The sequence below is a fragment of the Microbacterium sp. genome (assembly GCF_039812165.1).
In the GTDB taxonomy this organism is placed as follows: domain Bacteria; phylum Actinomycetota; class Actinomycetes; order Actinomycetales; family Microbacteriaceae; genus Microbacterium.
Window position 1 is genome coordinate 16,414 of sequence record NZ_JBDIAB010000006.1, and the last position, 17,234, is coordinate 33,647.

A 17,234-nucleotide genomic window follows, 5' to 3' on the forward strand; every position below is an offset into this window, starting at 1 on the left:
GCGCGACCGCGGCATCCTCGTCCGCTTGTTTCTCGACCCTACAGCAGACCGACGGTCTTCTCACGAGCAGTGTCGAACCGGGTCTGGACGTCGGCCCAGTTCGCGATGTTCCAGAACGCCTTGACGTAGTCGGCGCGCACGTTCTGGTAGTCGAGGTAGTACGCGTGCTCCCAGACGTCGAGCAGGAGCAGCGGGACGGTGCCCGCGGCGAACTGCGACTGCTGGTCGAAGAACTGCTGGATGATGAGGTTCTGACCGATGGAGTCCCAGAACAGGCCCGCCCAGCCGGAGCCCTGCACGCCGAGCGCGGCGGCCGTGAAGTGGGCGCGGAACTTGTCGAACGAGCCGAAGTGGTCGTCGACCGCGGCGGCGAGCTCGCCGACCGGCTTGTCGCCGCCGTCCGGCGACAGGTTGGTCCAGAAGATCGAGTGGTTGGTGTGGCCGCCGAGGTTGAAGGCGAGGTCCTTCTCGAGCTTGTTGACGTTCGCGAAGTCGTTCTTGTCGCGCGCCTCGGCGAGCTGCTCGAGTGCGGTGTTGGCACCGGTCACGTAGGCCTGGTGGTGCTTGTCGTGGTGCAGCCGCATGATCGTCGCGCTGATGTTCGGCTCGAGTGCCGCGTAGTCGTACGGGAGCTCCGGGAGCGTGTAGGTCGCCATCTTTGTCTTCCTCCTGTCGGTGCCGCGGACTCCGCGGCGGGACGGTCTCATCCTATGACCGGCGGCGGGAGGCGAGGAGGGGCTTGCGTCATATGGCGTGACAGCGTATCCCCACGGTGCGCGCCGTCGACGACGTGGCGATGCCGCTGCTCCGCAGCGGTGAGGGTCAGTCCTCCATGCCGGCGGGGACGGCGGACTCCGTGTCGGGGATGCCGTCGTGCGCGGCCTTCTTGTCGGCCATGGCGAGCAGGCGCCGGATGCGGCCGGCCACGGCATCCTTCGTCAACGGCGGATCCGCGTGATGGCCGAGCTCGTCGAGGCTCGCGTCGCGGTGCGCGAGCCGCAGCGCACCCGCCTCGCGCAGGTGCTCGGGCACCTCGTCGCCGAGGATCTCGAGGGCCCGCTCGACGCGCGCGCACGCGGCGACGGCGGCCTGCGCCGAGCGGCGGAGGTTGGCGTCGTCGAAGTTGACCAGGCGGTTGACCCCGGCGCGCACCTCGCGGCGCTGCCGCAGCTCCTCCCACGACGCGGCCGTGCGGGCGGCGCCCATCTCGGCGAGCGTCGCGCGGATGGCCTCGCCGTCGCGCACGACGACGCGCGGCACCCCGCGCACCTCGCGCGCCTTCGCGGCGATGCCGAGCCGGTGCGCGGCGCCGACGAGCGCCATCGCGGCCTCGGGCGTGGGGCAGGCGATCTCCAGCGCCGCGGAGCGCCCTGGGTCGGTGAGCGACCCGGCGGCGAGGAACGCGCCCCGCCACACCGCGGCGAGGTCGACGCGCGAGCCCGTCGTGAGGCGGTTGGGAAGCCCGCGCACGGGGCGGCGCCGCTGGTCGAGCAGCCCGGTCTGGCGGGCGAGGGTCTCGCCGCCGTCGATGACGCGCACGGCGTAGTGTCCGCCGGCGCGGCCGCCGGACGCCTGCACGTAGGCGAGCTCGGGGCGCACCCCGTAGATCTCCATCAGGTCGCGCGCGACGCGACGCGCGAGCATCTCGGTCTCGAGCTCCGCCTCCACGGCGACGCGGCCTGCGATCGAGTGCAGGCCGCCGGAGAAGCGCAGCACGGCCGTGAGCTCGGCGACGCGCGCCGAGGGACGGGGGTCGCGAACGGCGGCCAGCTCGGCCTTCACGTCGGCGGTCAGCGGCACAGGGATCCTTTGCTCTGGTTCGGTGCGGGAGATCCTCCAGCCTAATACCGGAGGGGTGAGACGACCTCGTGGTTACTCGCGGCCGAGATCGCGGTGCTTCACACGCACCGCGACGCCGGGCACCTCCGCGAGGCGCGCGGCGAGCTCGATCGCCGTCACGACCGAGCGGTGCTTGCCGCCCGTGCACCCGACCGCGACGACCGAGTGGCGCTTGTTCTCGCGCTGATAGCCCTCCAGCACGGGACGCAGGGCCGCGGAGTACGCGTCGATGAACTCGACGGCGCCGGGCTGGTCGAGCACGTACTCGCGCACGGGCTCGTCGGAACCGGTGAGCGCCTTGAGCTCCTCCACCCAGAAGGGGTTGGGCAGGAACCGCATGTCGGCGACGAGGTCGGCGTCGGGCGGGAGGCCGTACTTGAAGCCGAAGCTCATGACCGTCACGGTGTGCCGAGCGGTGGCGTCGCCGAACAGGTCGACGATGTGCGTCGCGAGCTGGTGGATGTTGAAGTGCGACGTGTCGACGATCAGGTCGGCGCTCTCACGGATCGCGGCCAGACGCGCCCGCTCTCGACGGATGCCGTCGAGGATCGTGCCGTCGCCCTGCAGCGGGTGCGGGCGGCGCACCGACTCGAACCGGCGCACGAGCACCTCGTCGGAGGCGTCGAGGAACAGCACGCGCAGCTGCCGGCCGTCGCGGAGCTTCCGGGTCACCTCGGGCAGCTGCTCGAACAGGTCGCGGCCGCGCACGTCGACGACGGCGGCGATCTTCGGCAGCGCCTCGCCGGCGAGGCCGGTGAGCTCCATGAGCGGCGTCAGCATCTGCGGCGGCAGGTTGTCGACGACGTACCAGTCGAGATCCTCCAGGGCGTCGGCCGCCGTCGATCGTCCCGCACCGGACATGCCGGTGACGATGAGCGCCTCGCCGGCAGGCTGCGCGTCCACCACTGTGTTCCCCTCCGCCGTGTCGCCTTCCAGCTTAGTGCCGGGCCGCGCCGGCACCGGATGCCGTCTCCCGACCGGCCAGATGGCGGTGGATGGCGTCGGCCAGGGCGGGACCGACGCCGGGGAGCTCGAGGAGCTGTTCGGGCGTGGCCTGCTTGAGGGCGGCCACCGAGCCGAAGTGGCGCAGCAGCGCCTTGATGCGCCGCTCGCCGAGCCCGGGCACCTCGGCCAGCACCGACGAGATGTCGCGGCGACGACGCTTGCGCTGGTGCGTGATCGCGAAGCGGTGCGCCTCGTCGCGGAGCCGCTGCAGCAGGTAGAGCGCCTCCGAGGTGCGCGGCAGGATGACCGGGTAGTCCTCCCCCGGCAGCCACACCTCCTCGAGCCGCTTCGCGATGCCGCACAGCGCGATCTCGGAGTGGCCGGCGTCGCGGAGGGCGCGCGCGGCGGCCTCGACCTGCGGCCTGCCGCCGTCGACGACCAGCAGCTGCGGCCGGTACGCGAAGCGCGGGCGGCGTCGGGTCGTCGGGTCGCCGGCGGTCGCGGCATCCGTGCCGGCCGTCGTGTCGACGACGGCATCCGTCCCGATCGCCTCGCCCGTCTCGGCGATCGGCTCGACCGCCGTCGACTCGGCGTCGGCAGCGGTCGTGCCGGAGACGGCCGCGTCGGGTGCGTCGAGGTAAGCCAGGCGCCGCCGCAGCACCTGGTAGAGCGAATCGGTGTCGTCGGTCGTCTCGGGCACGCCGAACGAGCGGTACTGGTCCTTTCGCGCCAGGCCGTCCTCGAACACCACCATCGACGCGACGACGTTGGTGCCGCCCAGGTGCGAGACGTCGAAGCATTCGATGCGCAGCGGCGCCTCGTCGAGCCCGAGCGCCTCCTGCAGGTCGGTGAGGGCCTTCGTGCGGGCGGTGTAGTCGCTGGAGCGCCGCGTCTTGTGCAGCATGAGCGCCTGCTGCGCGTTGAGCGTCGCCGTCTTCATGAGGTCGGCCTTGCGCCCGCGCTGGGCGACCTGCACCGACACGCGGCGGCCGCGACGCTCCTGCAGCCACTGCTCCAGGCCCGACGCGTCGTCGGGCAGCACCGGCACGAGCACGTCGCGCGGGATGTCCTCGGCCGCGGCCGCGCCGTAGGCGCGCTGCAGCACCTGCTCCACGAGCTCGGCGGGCGGGATGTCGAGCTCCTTCTCGATCGTCGCCGCGCGCACGCCGCGCACGCGGCCGCCGCGGATCACGAAGTGCTGCACGGCGGCGGCGAGCTCGTCCTGCGCGATGCCGAACAGGTCGGCGTCGGTGTCGGCGGCCAGCACCAGCGCGCTGCGGTTCAGCACGGCGTCGATCGCCTGCAGCCGGTCGCGGTACACGGCGGCGGACTCGTAGTCCATCGCGGCGGAGGCCTCGCGCATGCGCGCCGTGAGGTCTCTCGTGAAGCGCTGGTCGCCGCCGGACATGAACGCCACGAAGTCGTCGACGATCGCGCGGTGCTCCTCGATCGTGACCCGCATGGAGCACGGGCCGCCGCAGCGGCCGATCTGCCCGGGGAAGCAGGGCCGGCCGGTGGCCATCGCCTTCTTGTACGACGAGTCGTTGCACGTGCGGATCGGGAAGACCTTGATCATCAGGTCGATCGTGTCGTGCACGGCCCACACCTTCGGGTACGGCCCGAAGTACTTCGCGCCGGGGATGCGGCGGTTGCGCGTGACGATGACGCGCGGCGCCTCGTCGGCGAGGGTGACGGCGAGGAACGGGTACGACTTGTCGTCCTTGTAGCGGACGTTGAAGGGAGGGGAGAACTCCTGGATCCACATGTACTCGAGCTGCAGCGCGTCGACGTCGGTGGCGACGACCGTCCACTCGACCGAGGTCGCCGTCGTCACCATGCGGCGCGTGCGCTCGTGCAGCGTGTGCAGGGGCGCGAAGTAGTTCGACAGCCGCGCGCGCAGGTTCTTCGCCTTGCCGACGTAGAGCACGCGGCCGTCGGGGCCGCGGAACCGGTACACGCCGGGGTCGGTCGGGATCTCCCCCGGTCGCGGCCGGTAGGGCAGCGCGGACGCCACGGCTACCCCGCCTTGCGCACCGGCGCGGCCGGCGCGTCGAGCACCTCGGCGAGGAAGGCGCCGGTGTGGCTGCCCGCGACGCGCGCGACCTGCTCCGGGGTGCCCGTCGCGACGATCTCGCCGCCGCCGGAGCCGCCCTCGGGGCCGAGGTCGACGACCCAGTCGGCCGACTTGATGACGTCGAGGTTGTGCTCGATGACGATCACGGTGTTGCCCTTGTCGACGAGGCCGCCGAGCACCTCGAGCAGCCGGCTGACGTCCTCGAAGTGCAGACCCGTCGTGGGCTCGTCGAGGACGTAGATCGACCGGCCGTTGGAGCGGCGCTGCAGCTCGGTGGCGAGCTTGACGCGCTGCGCCTCGCCACCGGACAGCGTCGTGGCGGACTGCCCGAGGCGCACGTAGCCGAGGCCGACGTCGACGAGCGTCCTGAGGTAGCGGTGGATCGCCTGGATCGGCTCGAAGAACTCGGCGGCCTCGGAGATCGGCATCTCGAGCACCTCGGCGATGTTCTTGCCCTTGTAGTGCACGCTCAGCGTGTCGCGGTTGTACCGCTTGCCGTGGCACACCTCGCAGTCGACGTACACGTCGGGGAGGAAGTTCATCTCGATCTTGATCGTGCCGTCGCCCGAGCACGCCTCGCAGCGGCCGCCCTTGACGTTGAAGCTGAAGCGCCCGGGCTGGTAGCCGCGCGCCTTCGCCTCGGGTGTCTCGCTGAAGAGGGTGCGGATGCGGTCGAACACGCCCGTGTAGGTCGCCGGGTTGGACCGCGGCGTGCGGCCGATCGGCGCCTGGTCGACGTGGACGACCTTGTCGAGGTTGTCGAGGCCGGTGACGCGCGTGTGCTTGCCCGCCACGCGCCGCGCGCCGTTGAGACGGCTGGCGAGCACCTCGTAGAGGATGCCGTTCACGAGCGACGACTTCCCCGAGCCCGAGACGCCGGTGACCGCGGTGAGCACGCCCAGGGGGAACTCGACCGTGACGTTCTTGAGGTTGTTCTCGCGCGCGCCGACGACGCACAGCATCCGCTTGCGGTCGATGGGCCGCCGCTTCGCGGGGACGGCGATGGCGCGACGCCCGGAGAGATAGTCGCCGGTGAGCGAGGCCGGCTCGTTGAGGAGCGCGGTCAGGGGTCCGGAGTGCACGACCCCTCCCCCGTCGACGCCCGCACGCGGACCGATGTCGACGATCCAGTCGGCGGCGTGGATCGTCTCTTCGTCGTGCTCGACGACGATGAGCGTGTTGCCCAGGCTCTTGAGCTTCAGGAGCGTCTCGATGAGCCGGCGGTTGTCGCGCTGGTGCAGGCCGATCGACGGCTCGTCGAGCACGTACAGGACGCCGGTGAGGCCCGACCCGATCTGCGTCGCGAGGCGGATGCGCTGCGCCTCGCCGCCGGAGAGCGAGCCCGCCGAGCGGCTCAGGCTCAGGTAGCTCAGGCCCACCTGGATGAGGAAGTCGAGCCGTGCGCGGATCTCGCGGAGGACCGCCGCCGCGATCTTCGCCTCGCGCTCGGTGAGCTCGAGCTTCGCGAAGTACTCCTGCGCGTCGCCGAGGCTCAGACGCGAGGCGTCGGCGATGGAGTGCCCGTGCACGAGCACCGCGAGCACCTCGGGCTTGAGCCGCGCCCCGTCGCACACCGGGCACGGCACCTCGCGCAGGTACTCCGACCAGCGCTGGCGCTGGCTGTCGGACTCGGCCTGCAGGTACTGCCGCTCGATGTAGGGCACGACGCCCTCGAAGCCGGACGCGTACCGCATCTCGCGGCCGTACTTGTTCCGCCAGCGGACCGTGACCTTGTAGTTCTCGCCGCGCAGCACCGCCTCGCGCACCGCCGACGGCAGCTCGCGCCACGGCGTGTCGAGCGAGAAGCCGAGGTCGTCGGCCAGTCCCTCGAGCAGCCGCTCGTAGTACTGGTAGAGCCCCTTGCCCTGCGTCGTCCACGGGATGATGACGCCCTCGCGGATCGACAGCTCGTCGTCGGAGAGCATGAGGTCGATGTCGACCGACATGCGCGTGCCCAGGCCCGAGCAGGCCGGGCAGGCGCCGAACGGCGCGTTGAACGAGAACGTGCGCGGCTCGATCTCGGTGAGCTGCAGGGGGTGGCCGTTGGGGCAGGCGAGCTTCTCGCTGAAGCTCTGCCACGCGGCATCCCCCTCTTCGTCGACGAAGTTGACCTGCACGATGCCGCCGGCGAGGGCCAGCGCGGTCTCGACGGAGTCGGTGACGCGGCCGAGGATGCCGGGGTCCGCGACGAGACGGTCGACGACGACCGCGATGTCGTGCTTGTAGCTCTTCTTCAGGACGGGGGGCTCGGCCAGCTGGACGAGCTCGCCGTCGACCACGGCGCGCGCGTAGCCCTTGGCCGAGAGCTCGCGGAACAGGTCGACGAACTCGCCCTTCTTCTGCGTCACGACGGGGGCCACGATCTGGTACCGCGTGCGCTCGGGGAGCTCCATGAGCTGGTCGGCGATCTGCTGCACGGTCTGCCGCTGGATCCGCGCCCCGCACTCGGGGCAGTGCGGCACGCCGATGCGCGCCCACAGCAGACGCATGTAGTCGTGGATCTCGGTGATCGTGCCGACCGTGGAGCGCGGGTTGCGGTTCGTGGACTTCTGGTCGATGCTCACCGCGGGGCTGAGACCCTCGATGAAGTCGACGTCGGGACGGTCGACCTGGCCGAGGAACTGACGGGCGTACGCGCTCAGCGACTCGACGTAGCGGCGCTGCCCCTCGGCGAAGATCGTGTCGAACGCGAGACTCGACTTTCCGGAGCCGGAGAGGCCCGTGAACACCACGAGCGCGTCGCGCGGGATGTCGAGATCCACGTTCTTCAGATTGTGGACGCGGGCACCGCGGACGCTGAGCACTCCGCCGTTGTGGACGGACGCGGCGACGGGGACGATGGGCACCCGTCAAGTGTAGGCGGGGCCTCCGACACGGGCTCCGGGGTTCGCGTGCGGCGAATCCCGCCGGCCCGAGAACGGCGCCAGACCGTCGCGCAGGGCGACCAGCTGAGCGACGTCGATCCCCACGCGCTCCATGATCTGCTCGGGCACCGTGACCGCCTCGGCGCGGAGCGCGCGCCCCTCGTCGGTCAGCGCGATCTCCAGCACGCGCTCGTCGTAGGGGCGCCGCGAACGGGTCACCCTGCCCTGCGCCTCCAGCCTCTTCACGAGGGGCGAGAGGGTCGCCGACTCCATCGCGAGCTCCTCGGCCAGCTCGCCGAGCGAGCGCGGGGCGCGCTCCCAGAGCGCCAGCATCACGAGGTACTGCGGGTGCGTCAGGCCGAGCGGCTCGAGCACCGGCCGATAGATCGAGACGATGTTGCGAGCGGCGGTGACGATCGCGAAGCACAGCTGGTTCTCCAGCCGGAGGATGTCGTCGCGAGGGTCCACGTGCTCAGTCTACCTGCATCGTTTAGTACACTAACGGTTATGGAGCGAAACGAATCGGAGCGGCCTCCCCTGCGCGAGCGCGTCCACGCGGCCGGCGGCTGGTACGCGTATCTCAACATGCGCCTCATCCGCATGGCGGGACCGGCCGCGGTCGGACCGTACGAGACCGGACCGGAGCCCGTCGTCGCGGAGCGCCCGTGCCCGCTGTGCCGTCAGCCGATGTCGGGGCACGCGTTCGACCGCACCGGGCCGAAGCCGCTCATGCGCTGCCCCTGACCTGGTTGCGCAGCGCCCACTCGACCTCGTCCGGGTCGCTGTGCGGCACGATGCCGTGCGCCATGATCTGGTGCCGCTCGTCGCCCTTGCCGACGATGGCCAGGGTGTCGCCGGCCCGGGCGAGCCGCACCGCGAGGTGGATCGCCTCGGCGCGGCCGGCGACCTCGTGCACCTCGGCGGCGGTCGAGCGCGTGCCCGCGAGCACGGCACGGCGGATGATCGCCGGGTCCTCGGTGGCCGGGTTGTCGTCGGTGACGATGACGACGTCCGACGCCGTCGCCGCGAACCGCCCCATCAGGGGGCGCTTGTGGGCGTCGCGATTGCCGTTCGACCCGATGACCGTGATGATGCGTCCCGGCGTCGTCGGCCGGAGCGCGCGCAGCAGCGCGTTGATCGCCTCGGGCTTGTGACCGGCGTCGAGCACGACCCGGAAGTCCGCGTCGACGGGGAAGAACTGCACGCGGCCCTCGATGCCCTCGAACGCGGCGAGCCCCGGGACGAGGTCGGCCATCGGGTAGCCCACCTCCCCCAGCGCGGCGATCGCGGCCAACGTGTTGCTCACGTTGAAGGCGCCGTGGAGCCTCGTGCGGAAGCGTTCGCGCCGCCCGTCCGGTGCGCGCACCGTGAAGGCGGAGCCGGCGGCATCCAGCTCGATGTCCTCGGCGGACCAGTCGGCCGTCCGCCCCTCGATCGAGAACGTGGCCGGGGCGACGTCGGGATCGGCGCTGAGCCGGCGCCCGGTCGAGGAGTCGATGTTGACGAGGGCGCGCCGCGAGTACGCGCGGGTGAGCAGCTCGCGCTTGGCGGCGACGTAGTTCGCCTGGTTGCCGTGGAAGTCGCGGTGGTCGTGGCCGATGTTGAGGAACACGCCGACGTCGAAGCGGATGCCGTCGACCCGGCCGAGCGGGATCGAGTGGCTCGACACCTCGGCGGTGGCGACCTCGATCCCCTGCTCGCGCATGACGGCGAGGAGGGCGTGCAGCTGCGGGGCCTCCGGCGTGGTGAGCGTGGAGGCGACCGGCATGCCGCCGATGCGCGTGCCCATCGAGCCGATCACGCCGCAGTGCGCGGCGCCGACGGCCGCCTCGACGATGAACGTCGTCGAGGTCTTGCCCTGCGTGCCGGTGATCCCGATCGTCTTGACGGCCTGGGCGGGGTTGTCGTAGAGCCACGCGGAGAGCCGGCCGAGCGTCGCGCGCGGATCGGGGACGACGACATGCGGCACGCCGTCGGGCAGGAGCGCCGCACCGGCCGGGTCGGTGAGGACGGCGGCGGCGCCGGCGGCGAGCGCCTCTCCGACGAAGCGGGCGCCGTGGGTGGTCGCCCCCGGGGCGGCGACGAACAGGTCGCCGGGGACGACGGCCTTGGTGTTCAGCGCGATGCCGGTGATCTCGGCGGCGCCCGCGGACCGGGCGTCGGCGACGTTCGCGGCCACCTCGGCGAGGGTGCGATGCGGCGGTCGAGCCGGTCGATTGCCCAAGGGCCGGACGGTCGCCATGCGCGGTTCCTCGATCTCTTGCGGTATGCATCTGCCGCGCACTGCGGTCGCGGTCGTGCCGTCGCGCTCCCCGCCGTCGCGCCTACCTGCGCTCAGTGCTCGATCGCCGCCGACATCCCCTGGTAGACAGACCAGTGCATTGCGAGTCGAGGCTACTTCGAATCGACGGGGCAGACAATTCACGCGGCGGTGGGTCGGCCGGCCGACCGTGGGCGATGCCCCGGCCGGGTGGAGTGACGCAGCCGACGCACCCGCCATCGCGTTCGGTGAGCACCGGCTTCGGCGCCGAGCCGAGCGGCATCCTCACCCGGAGGCGCCGGCTCGACTCACTCCGGGTGCGTCACGATGGCCTCGAGCGTCGCGAACAGCTCACGCATGCGATCCGCTCCGTATCGGTCCCGCCAGTCGCTCTCGACCTCGCCGAAGATCCTCCTCGTCGTGGCCTGGGCGGCCTCGCCGCGCGCGGTCAGCGACACGCACTTCGCGCGGCGATCCCGCTCGTCGGGGGTCACGGCCACGTATCCCCGCTCGACGAGATAGGCGACCTGCTGGCTGATGGCCTGTTTCGTGACGGTCGAGAGGCGCACGACCTCGGAGATCCGCCGCGGCACGCCGGGCTGGAGGTGCCGCATGACGTTCACTCCGTGCGCGAGGGAGAGGTCGCCGAAGCCCGCGGCGGCCATCCGCGCCTCGCAGTCCTCGTGGAAGCGCGCCTGCACCTGGCCGAGCAGTGCCCCGAGCGGATGCATGGCGCGCCGCGGAAAGGTCATCGCGACAGTCCTTTCCTGCAGCCCGCGTCATCGACGGGCGACGGACGTGGCCGGTCCCGAGCATAGCCCGTGGGTGCGACGGGGCCGAGTCTCGTGGACACCGCGCGCCGACTGGCAGATCGGTCCGACCTGCCAGTCCCGCAGCGCCACGGTAGCGCCGACCGGTACATGCGTGCCCCAGCACAGAACGAGATCTCGTCTCCACGAGTGGTCGAGCGCGTGACGACCATCGAATCACCGGCCGTCTGTTTCGTCAAGCCACTTGTCTTTGTCCCGTCGACGACCGCCCGCCTACGCGTGGCCGGCGCGCTCCATGGCGCGCAGCTCCTTCTTGAGATCCTGCACCTCGTCGCGGAGGCGCGCGGCCAGCTCGAACTTCAGCTCGCCCGCGGCGGCGAGCATCTGTCCGGTGAGGTCTTCGATCGTCGCCTCCAGCTGCATGGCGCCCTCGACGGCGATCCCCTCGCGCAACTGCGGCGTCGGGCTCTTGCCCCGGCCCGACTTCGTCTTCGACGAGGACTTCCCGCGCATCATCCGGTCGGTGTCGGACGCCTCGCGCGCGAGCGCGTCGGTGATGTCGGCGATCTTCTTGCGCAGCGGCTGCGGATCGATGCCGTGCTCGGCGTTGTAGGCGAGCTGCTTGTCACGCCGCCGGTCGGTCTCCTCGATGGCCGACCTCATGGAGTCGGTCATGTTGTCGGCGTACATGTGCACCTCGCCCGACACGTTGCGCGCCGCGCGGCCGATCGTCTGGATGAGGGACGTGCCGGAGCGCAGGAACCCCTCCTTGTCGGCATCCAGGATCGCGACGAGCGACACCTCGGGAAGGTCGAGGCCCTCGCGCAGCAGGTTGATGCCCACGAGCACGTCGTAGACGCCCTGGCGCAGCTCGGTGAGCAGCTCGACGCGGCGGAGCGTGTCGACGTCGGAGTGCAGGTACCGCACGCGCACGCCGTGCTCGCCGAGGAAGTCGGTGAGCTCCTCGGCCATGCGCTTGGTGAGCGTCGTCACGAGCACGCGCTCGTCGCGCCCGACGCGGACGCGGATCTCCTCCAGGAGGTCGTCGATCTGACCCTTCGAGGGCTTCACGACGATGTGCGGGTCGACGAGGCCGGTGGGGCGGATGATCTGCTCCACGACGCCGTCGGCGATGCCCATCTCGTAGCGCCCGGGCGTCGCCGACAGGTAGACGGTCTGCCCGATGCGCGTCTTGAACTCGTCGAAGCGCAGCGGGCGGTTGTCGAGCGCGCTGGGCAGGCGGAAGCCGTGCTCGACGAGGGTGCGCTTGCGCGAGGCATCCCCCTCGTACATCGCCCCCACCTGCGGCACGGTCACGTGCGACTCGTCGATCACGAGCAGGAAGTCGTCGGGGAAGAAGTCGAGCAGCGTGTGCGGCGGCTCGCCCGCCGATCGCCCGTCGAGGTGACGTGAGTAGTTCTCGATGCCCGAGCAGAAGCCGAGCTGCTGCAGCATCTCGAGGTCGAACGTCGTGCGCATGCGCAGGCGCTGCGCCTCGAGCAGCTTGCCCTGCCCCTCGAGCTCGGCGAGCCGCCCGGCCAGCTCGGTCTCGATCGTGCCGATCGCGCGCTGCACGGTGTCGGTGCCGGCGACGTAGTGGGATGCCGGGAAGATCGGCACGCTGTCGAGCCGCTTGACGATCTCGCCGGTGAGCGGATGCAGCATGTACAGCGCCTCGATCTCGTCGCCGAAGAGCTCGATGCGCACCGCGTACTCCTCGTACACGGGGATGATCTCGATCGTGTCGCCGCGCACGCGGAAGTTGCCGCGCGAGAAGTCCACGTCGTTGCGGTTGTACTGCATCGCGATGAACTTGCGGATGAGGGCGTCGCGGTCGTATCGCTCGCCGACCTGCAGCGCCACCATCGCGCGCAGGTACTCCTCGGGCGCGCCGAGGCCGTAGATGCACGACACCGTCGAGACGACGACGACGTCGCGGCGGCTGAGCAGCGAGTTCGTCGTGGAGTGGCGCAGGCGCTCGACCTCGGCGTTGATCGACGAGTCCTTCTCGATGAAGGTGTCGGTCTGCGGCACGTACGCCTCGGGCTGGTAGTAGTCGTAGTAGCTGACGAAGTACTCGACGGCGTTGTGCGGCAGGAGCTCGCGGAACTCGTTCGCCAGCTGCGCGGCGAGCGTCTTGTTGTGCGCGAGCACGAGGGTCGGCCGCTGCACCTGCTCGACGAGCCACGCGGTCGTCGCGGACTTGCCGGTGCCCGTCGCACCCAGCAGCACGACGTCGGTCTCGCCCGCGTTGATGCGCGCGGCGAGCTCCGCGATCGCCTGCGGCTGGTCGCCGCTGGGGACGTACTCGCTCACGACCTCGAACGGCCGCACGGATCGCGTGGTCTGCATCCCTCAAGGGTAGGACGGCCCTCCGACATCGGGGCGGCCGAGCGGCTACTGGTCCATCGGCAGCTCCATCGCGACGTCCACTGCCGGGGCCACGATCTCGTCGGCCACGGCGGCGGCATCCACGACGACGCCGTCGGTCGCGAGCGTGTCCACCGCCACGGCATCCGTCACTGCGGCATCCGTGACGACCTCGACGATCTCCGCATCGCCGCCATCAACGACATCCACGACCGCTTCGTCCACGACCACGCCCGTCACGACCTCGACGATCTCCGCCGCTCCCTCGTCCACGAGCACCCCGCTCGCGGGGTCTCCGTCGATCAGCGGATTCTGATCGATGATCGCGCGCACGGCCTCGTCCACGCCGTCGCGCCAGTCGATCCCCTTCCCCGCCTCAGGATCGCCATCGGTGAGCGGATTCCAGTGGAGGAGCCACGCCAGTTCCTCTTCGTCTGTGAGGAAGATCAATGGCAGTTCCTCAGGCAGCTCGAACGGCCGGCTTAGGTCCCGTCGCTTGAACCCGAGCGGCTGACGGATGCTCGGCGGCGGCGGATCATCCTCGCCGAGATGAACCTCCCGGTGGTCGCCCTCGAGCCAGCCGCGCTCGAAGCGCTGCACACCAGGAAAGTACGGCGAGTCCTCCAACGGGAATCCGAGCCCCACCGCTCCCCCGTGCGCCCACCAGGCATCGAGAAAACGTCCGAAGATCAGATGACGACCGACCTCGGGGCCGTGGACGGCCAGCACCTCGAGAGACATCTCCCCCTCCCACTGGGTCTGGTCGAGGGCGACGATCCCACCGCAGACGGCCCCGCGCGTTCCGCGAAGAGCCCGCGCCGCAGGACGGTCGGCGTCGGAGTCGGCGAACGGCCGGAAGATGAGCTCCTCGTCGTCCACGCCCGGCACCCGGAAGACCGGCCGAATGCCGTCGAGCATCCGGAGGTGCGCCTCGAGCCAGCGCAGAGTCCACGAGTCCGCGTACCGTGGGCCCGACGCGCCGTGCTCGTACGGCGGGCACGTGATCGCGTGCGCGGTCTGGTACCTCGCAATCGCATCGACCGTCGCGACCGACCAGGTACCTGTCACGAAGGCCGTCCGATCGGCCTCATGGAACCGCTCGGTCGCCCACCCGAGCACGTACAGCGCTCGCTGCAGAGCCCGGATCGCGTCGGCGGGGCTCGCCGGGTCGATCGAGGCCCCCGAGTCGGGGTCGACGGCGACCACGTCGAGCGACTCGGGCCGCGGCGCACCCGGCACCGGGTCGGCGAGTCGCCAATCCGGGCTCGTGAGGTAGCTCTGCAGGACCATGAACCTCCGTCGAGTGCGTCCCGCTGCGTCCTGGTAGGCGGTAGGGTATCCCTCTCCTCCGACTTCCGGTACCCTGGGGCCCCGCCTCACTCCGCCTTGGGCTCGCACCGGGAGGTTCGTCATGGACCCCAGGAACCTCGCCTTCCGAGTGGCGGACGGTTTCGCGGCGATCGTCGAGGTCATCGCACCATCGCCCGACGATGCTCTTCCGATCGTCGGCGACGACCTCGGCACCGAGCCCCCGATCGCGAGCCCGCAGGTCGCGGGCCCGACACGCGTGAGGTGGACGATCCCTCCCCAGCACTACGCGGAGCCCGCCCCGGAGGGCACCGACCTGCGCGTGCCCCTTCCGCTCATCGGCGGAGCTGCGACGATCATCAACGCGACGCTCGCGGGGGCGACGCAGAGCGGGCCCCCGGATCTCTGGACGGCTGTCGCCCCGGGCACGGCACTGAGATGGGCTCCTCGCGCCGACATCGTGGCCACCGGAGACGTGCAGGGCTGGCGAGTGCCCGCCGCGCCGGGTGCCGAGCCAAGCCGCACCGCGCTATGGCACGCCGAGGCACAGGGGCCCGGGCCGATGGCGATCGTCGAGCGCCGGCCGATCGTCTCGACTGACGGTGGCGTGGTCAACGTCCCGGCGGCGATCGCCACCCTCACGCCCACGAGCATCCTCCTCACCCCGATCGGGGCAACGGCACGGCTGTGGGGCGCGACGGACACTGGCGACGAGTTCGACGGCACGTCCGTGCTCGGGCGAGACATCGCGGCACGTGCGGTCACCACCGGCCACCTCGCCACGGGACACCGAGCGATGGTCGTGCAGACCACGGAGCGTCGCATCGAGGAACGGACCGTGCGCACCGCACGCAACGACGCCCGGCTGCCCGTCGCCGTCCTGTGCCCGACAGCGCACCTCGTCGTGCTCGATCGCGACGTCGACGTCGACGCCGGATTCGGCGCCGACCACGACGCGCGCCGGAGCATGCCGTTCGCGCGCCTCACGACGGCCGCGACGACGTACGCGTTCGACATGGCATCCTTCCGATCCGACGCGGTGAGCCCCCTGACGGCGCACGGCGCGCCGCTCATGCTGTACTTCACGGCACTCGACCGCGGCGGAGACCCCGTCGCCTTCTCCCTCGCGACCTGGTTCATCCCGGCGACGTTGCCCCCCGCCGCGACCGCCGAGATGTCCAGAGCCGGCATCGATGTGTCGATGGCCGCGCAGCCGGTCGTCGTGCACGCCGCCGAAGCGGACGCCGACGCCGCACGGTTCGAGGTGTCGGCGCTTCACTTCGCCTTCGCCCGCGGGGCCGGGTCGGCGCCGATCATCCCCTATGTCGACAGGCTGCGCGTCGAGGTCGAGTCTGTTGCGGCGCTCGTGGGCGCGCGCCAGCTCGTCGAGGCGACGTTCACGACCGCGTTCCAGAAGTCGGGGCTCGGCGCCGCGAACCCGGCGGGCGCCGTGCTCGACCTCGCAGAGCCGCTCAGACCCGAGTTGCCGGCCCGCATGGCGGGCGGGCTCGGCGTTCCGCGGCAGGCGGTGGATGTCCTTACCACGAAGCTGGGCGCTGTGGCGAAGGAGGTCGCGGGCAGCCTCACGCCGACGACCGACGAGATCCTCGCGGGGCTCAAAGGCGGGGCCGGACTCCCCAAGCTGTTCGGGACCATCGAGCTGGTGGACCTCCTCGGCGACGCGGAGTTCGTGAACGACGCGGGCAAGGTCACCGTGCCGGGCTTCACGCACCGCGTCGAGGACGGGGCCGACGTCATCGACTACACGCTGACGGCCCGCGTGAAGCCCGCTCCGAGCGTCGAGGTGGACGAGGACGAGCGGGAGAAGTTGGATGCAGGGCTCTTCGTCGCATCGCGGGTGCCCAGCGTGCTCGTCAAGAAGACCTCGAAGCTCACGCTGCAGTCGACACTGACCCGGCCGCGCGACGGCGGGCGGGCGACCTCCCGCAGCCATGGGACGGTCACAGACCTGGCCCTGACGATCGCCGACATCGTGACCGTCGGCTTCTCGTCGATCACCTTCACCTCGATCGACGGCGGCGCCCCGGACGTGTCGATCGGAACGCCGAGCGTGCAGTTCGGCGGCGCGCTCGAGTTCGTCGCCGACCTCGCGCACTCGCTGTCGGAACTCGGCACGGGCAGCGGCGTTCAGATCGTGCCGACGACCTCCGACGTGACGGTGCGCCTCGCCGTGGCCCTGGCCGACATCGAGGTCGCGGTGCTCCGCTTCACCGACCTGCGGGTCAGCGCGGCGATCTGCATCCCGTTCCTCGGCGGCCCGGTGTCGTTCCGGTTCGAGGTCGCGAGCAGGAAGCGCCCCTTCCTGGTCACGGTCTCGATGTTCGGCGGGGGCGGCTGGTTCGCCCTCGAAGTGGACCCGCAGGGGATCGAGCTGCTCGAGCTGGGCATCGAGTTCGGCGGGAGCCTCGCCGTCAACGTGTTCGTCGCGCGCGGCTCCGTGACCGCGATGGGCGGCATCCACATGTCCGCCGTCCGCGACGGACCGCTCGCCTTCGAGGTCTACTTCCGCGTCTCCGGCTACCTGAGCGTGCTCGGGATCGTCACGGTCTACGCGGAGTTCGTCCTCGCGCTCGGCTACCGGAAGGAGGGCGGCAAGACCTCCTTCTACGGTCGCGCCATGGTGACGCTCGGCATCGAGGTGCTCTTCTTCAGCCAGAGCGTCTCGTTCGAGTTCTCGCACGAGATCTTCGGGTCGGCGGCCGACCCGGGCTTCGCCGAGTGCTTCGAGATCGACGACTGGCGCGAGTATCTCGCGGCCTTCGCCGAGGAGGCGACGGTCTGAC

General features: G+C 71.0%; 12 protein-coding genes. 2 read left to right on the forward strand and 10 right to left on the reverse strand.

Annotated features, from left to right (window positions below):
- Positions 1 to 38: 38 nt before the first annotated feature.
- From WML84_RS01385 to WML84_RS01410, 6 genes are all read right to left on the reverse strand, one after another.
- The gene (locus WML84_RS01385) at positions 39 to 656 is read right to left on the reverse strand and encodes a superoxide dismutase (protein ID WP_347344369.1); all 618 of its coding nucleotides are present in this window, start codon (positions 654 to 656) and stop codon (positions 39 to 41) included.
- Between the two features lie 166 nt (positions 657 to 822).
- Positions 823 to 1,800, reverse strand: coding sequence for a DNA-binding protein WhiA (gene whiA, locus WML84_RS01390; protein ID WP_347344370.1), 978 nt, complete (start codon positions 1,798 to 1,800; stop codon positions 823 to 825).
- Between the two features lie 72 nt (positions 1,801 to 1,872).
- The gene (rapZ, locus tag WML84_RS01395; RefSeq protein WP_347344389.1) at positions 1,873 to 2,742 is read right to left on the reverse strand and encodes an RNase adapter RapZ; all 870 of its coding nucleotides are present in this window, start codon (positions 2,740 to 2,742) and stop codon (positions 1,873 to 1,875) included.
- 34 nt (positions 2,743 to 2,776) lie between these two features.
- Positions 2,777 to 4,798, reverse strand: a complete 2,022-nt coding sequence (uvrC, locus tag WML84_RS01400) for an excinuclease ABC subunit UvrC (protein WP_347344371.1) — start codon at positions 4,796 to 4,798, stop codon at positions 2,777 to 2,779.
- Between the two features lie 2 nt (positions 4,799 to 4,800).
- On the reverse strand, positions 4,801 to 7,704 hold the full coding sequence (gene uvrA, locus WML84_RS01405) for an excinuclease ABC subunit UvrA (RefSeq protein WP_347344372.1): 2,904 nt from the start codon (positions 7,702 to 7,704) through the stop codon (positions 4,801 to 4,803).
- 3 nt (positions 7,705 to 7,707) lie between these two features.
- Complete coding sequence (locus tag WML84_RS01410; RefSeq protein ID WP_347344373.1) at positions 7,708 to 8,190, reverse strand: MarR family transcriptional regulator; 483 nt, start codon at positions 8,188 to 8,190, stop codon at positions 7,708 to 7,710.
- A 39-nt stretch (positions 8,191 to 8,229) separates the two neighbouring features.
- Between WML84_RS01410 and WML84_RS01415 the strand changes: the two genes are divergently transcribed.
- Positions 8,230 to 8,466 (forward strand): hypothetical protein, encoded by a 237-nt coding sequence (locus tag WML84_RS01415; protein ID WP_347344374.1) that lies wholly within the window; start codon positions 8,230 to 8,232, stop codon positions 8,464 to 8,466.
- On the opposite strand, the gene WML84_RS01420 is transcribed toward WML84_RS01415, so the two are convergent.
- The 4 genes from WML84_RS01420 to WML84_RS01435 form a co-directional block, all read right to left on the reverse strand.
- Positions 8,450 to 9,901, reverse strand: coding sequence for a UDP-N-acetylmuramoyl-L-alanyl-D-glutamate--2,6-diaminopimelate ligase (locus WML84_RS01420; RefSeq protein WP_347344375.1), 1,452 nt, complete (start codon positions 9,899 to 9,901; stop codon positions 8,450 to 8,452). The two genes, WML84_RS01415 and WML84_RS01420, sit on opposite strands and share 17 nt — an antisense overlap.
- A 389-nt stretch (positions 9,902 to 10,290) precedes the next feature.
- The gene (locus tag WML84_RS01425; RefSeq protein ID WP_347344376.1) at positions 10,291 to 10,734 is read right to left on the reverse strand and encodes a MarR family transcriptional regulator; all 444 of its coding nucleotides are present in this window, start codon (positions 10,732 to 10,734) and stop codon (positions 10,291 to 10,293) included.
- Between the two features lie 291 nt (positions 10,735 to 11,025).
- On the reverse strand, positions 11,026 to 13,104 hold the full coding sequence (gene uvrB / locus WML84_RS01430; RefSeq protein ID WP_347344377.1) for an excinuclease ABC subunit UvrB: 2,079 nt from the start codon (positions 13,102 to 13,104) through the stop codon (positions 11,026 to 11,028).
- Positions 13,105 to 13,149: 45 nt separating this feature from the next.
- Positions 13,150 to 14,412: a hypothetical protein gene (locus WML84_RS01435; RefSeq protein ID WP_347344378.1), complete on the reverse strand. Its 1,263-nt coding sequence runs from the start codon at positions 14,410 to 14,412 to the stop codon at positions 13,150 to 13,152.
- A gap of 121 nt (positions 14,413 to 14,533) precedes the next feature.
- Between WML84_RS01435 and WML84_RS01440 the strand changes: the two genes are divergently transcribed.
- A complete protein-coding gene (locus WML84_RS01440; protein ID WP_347344379.1) occupies positions 14,534 to 17,233 on the forward strand; it encodes a hypothetical protein in 2,700 nt (899 codons plus the stop codon).
- The last annotated feature ends 1 nt before the right edge of the window (position 17,234 follow it).

What these genes read in the sequence shown, in the direction of transcription:
- WML84_RS01435 (WP_347344378.1), bottom strand. Translation starts at nt 14,412, where the DNA reads ATGGTCCTGCAGAGCTACCTCACGAGCCCGGATTGGCGACTCGCCGAC.
- WML84_RS01415 (WP_347344374.1), top strand. Translation starts at nt 8,230, where the DNA reads ATGGAGCGAAACGAATCGGAGCGGCCTCCCCTGCGCGAGCGCGTCCAC.
- uvrB (WP_347344377.1), bottom strand. Translation starts at nt 13,104, where the DNA reads ATGCAGACCACGCGATCCGTGCGGCCGTTCGAGGTCGTGAGCGAGTAC.
- WML84_RS01440 (WP_347344379.1), top strand. Translation starts at nt 14,534, where the DNA reads ATGGACCCCAGGAACCTCGCCTTCCGAGTGGCGGACGGTTTCGCGGCG.
- WML84_RS01425 (WP_347344376.1), bottom strand. Translation starts at nt 10,734, where the DNA reads ATGACCTTTCCGCGGCGCGCCATGCATCCGCTCGGGGCACTGCTCGGC.
- WML84_RS01385 (WP_347344369.1), bottom strand. Translation starts at nt 656, where the DNA reads ATGGCGACCTACACGCTCCCGGAGCTCCCGTACGACTACGCGGCACTC.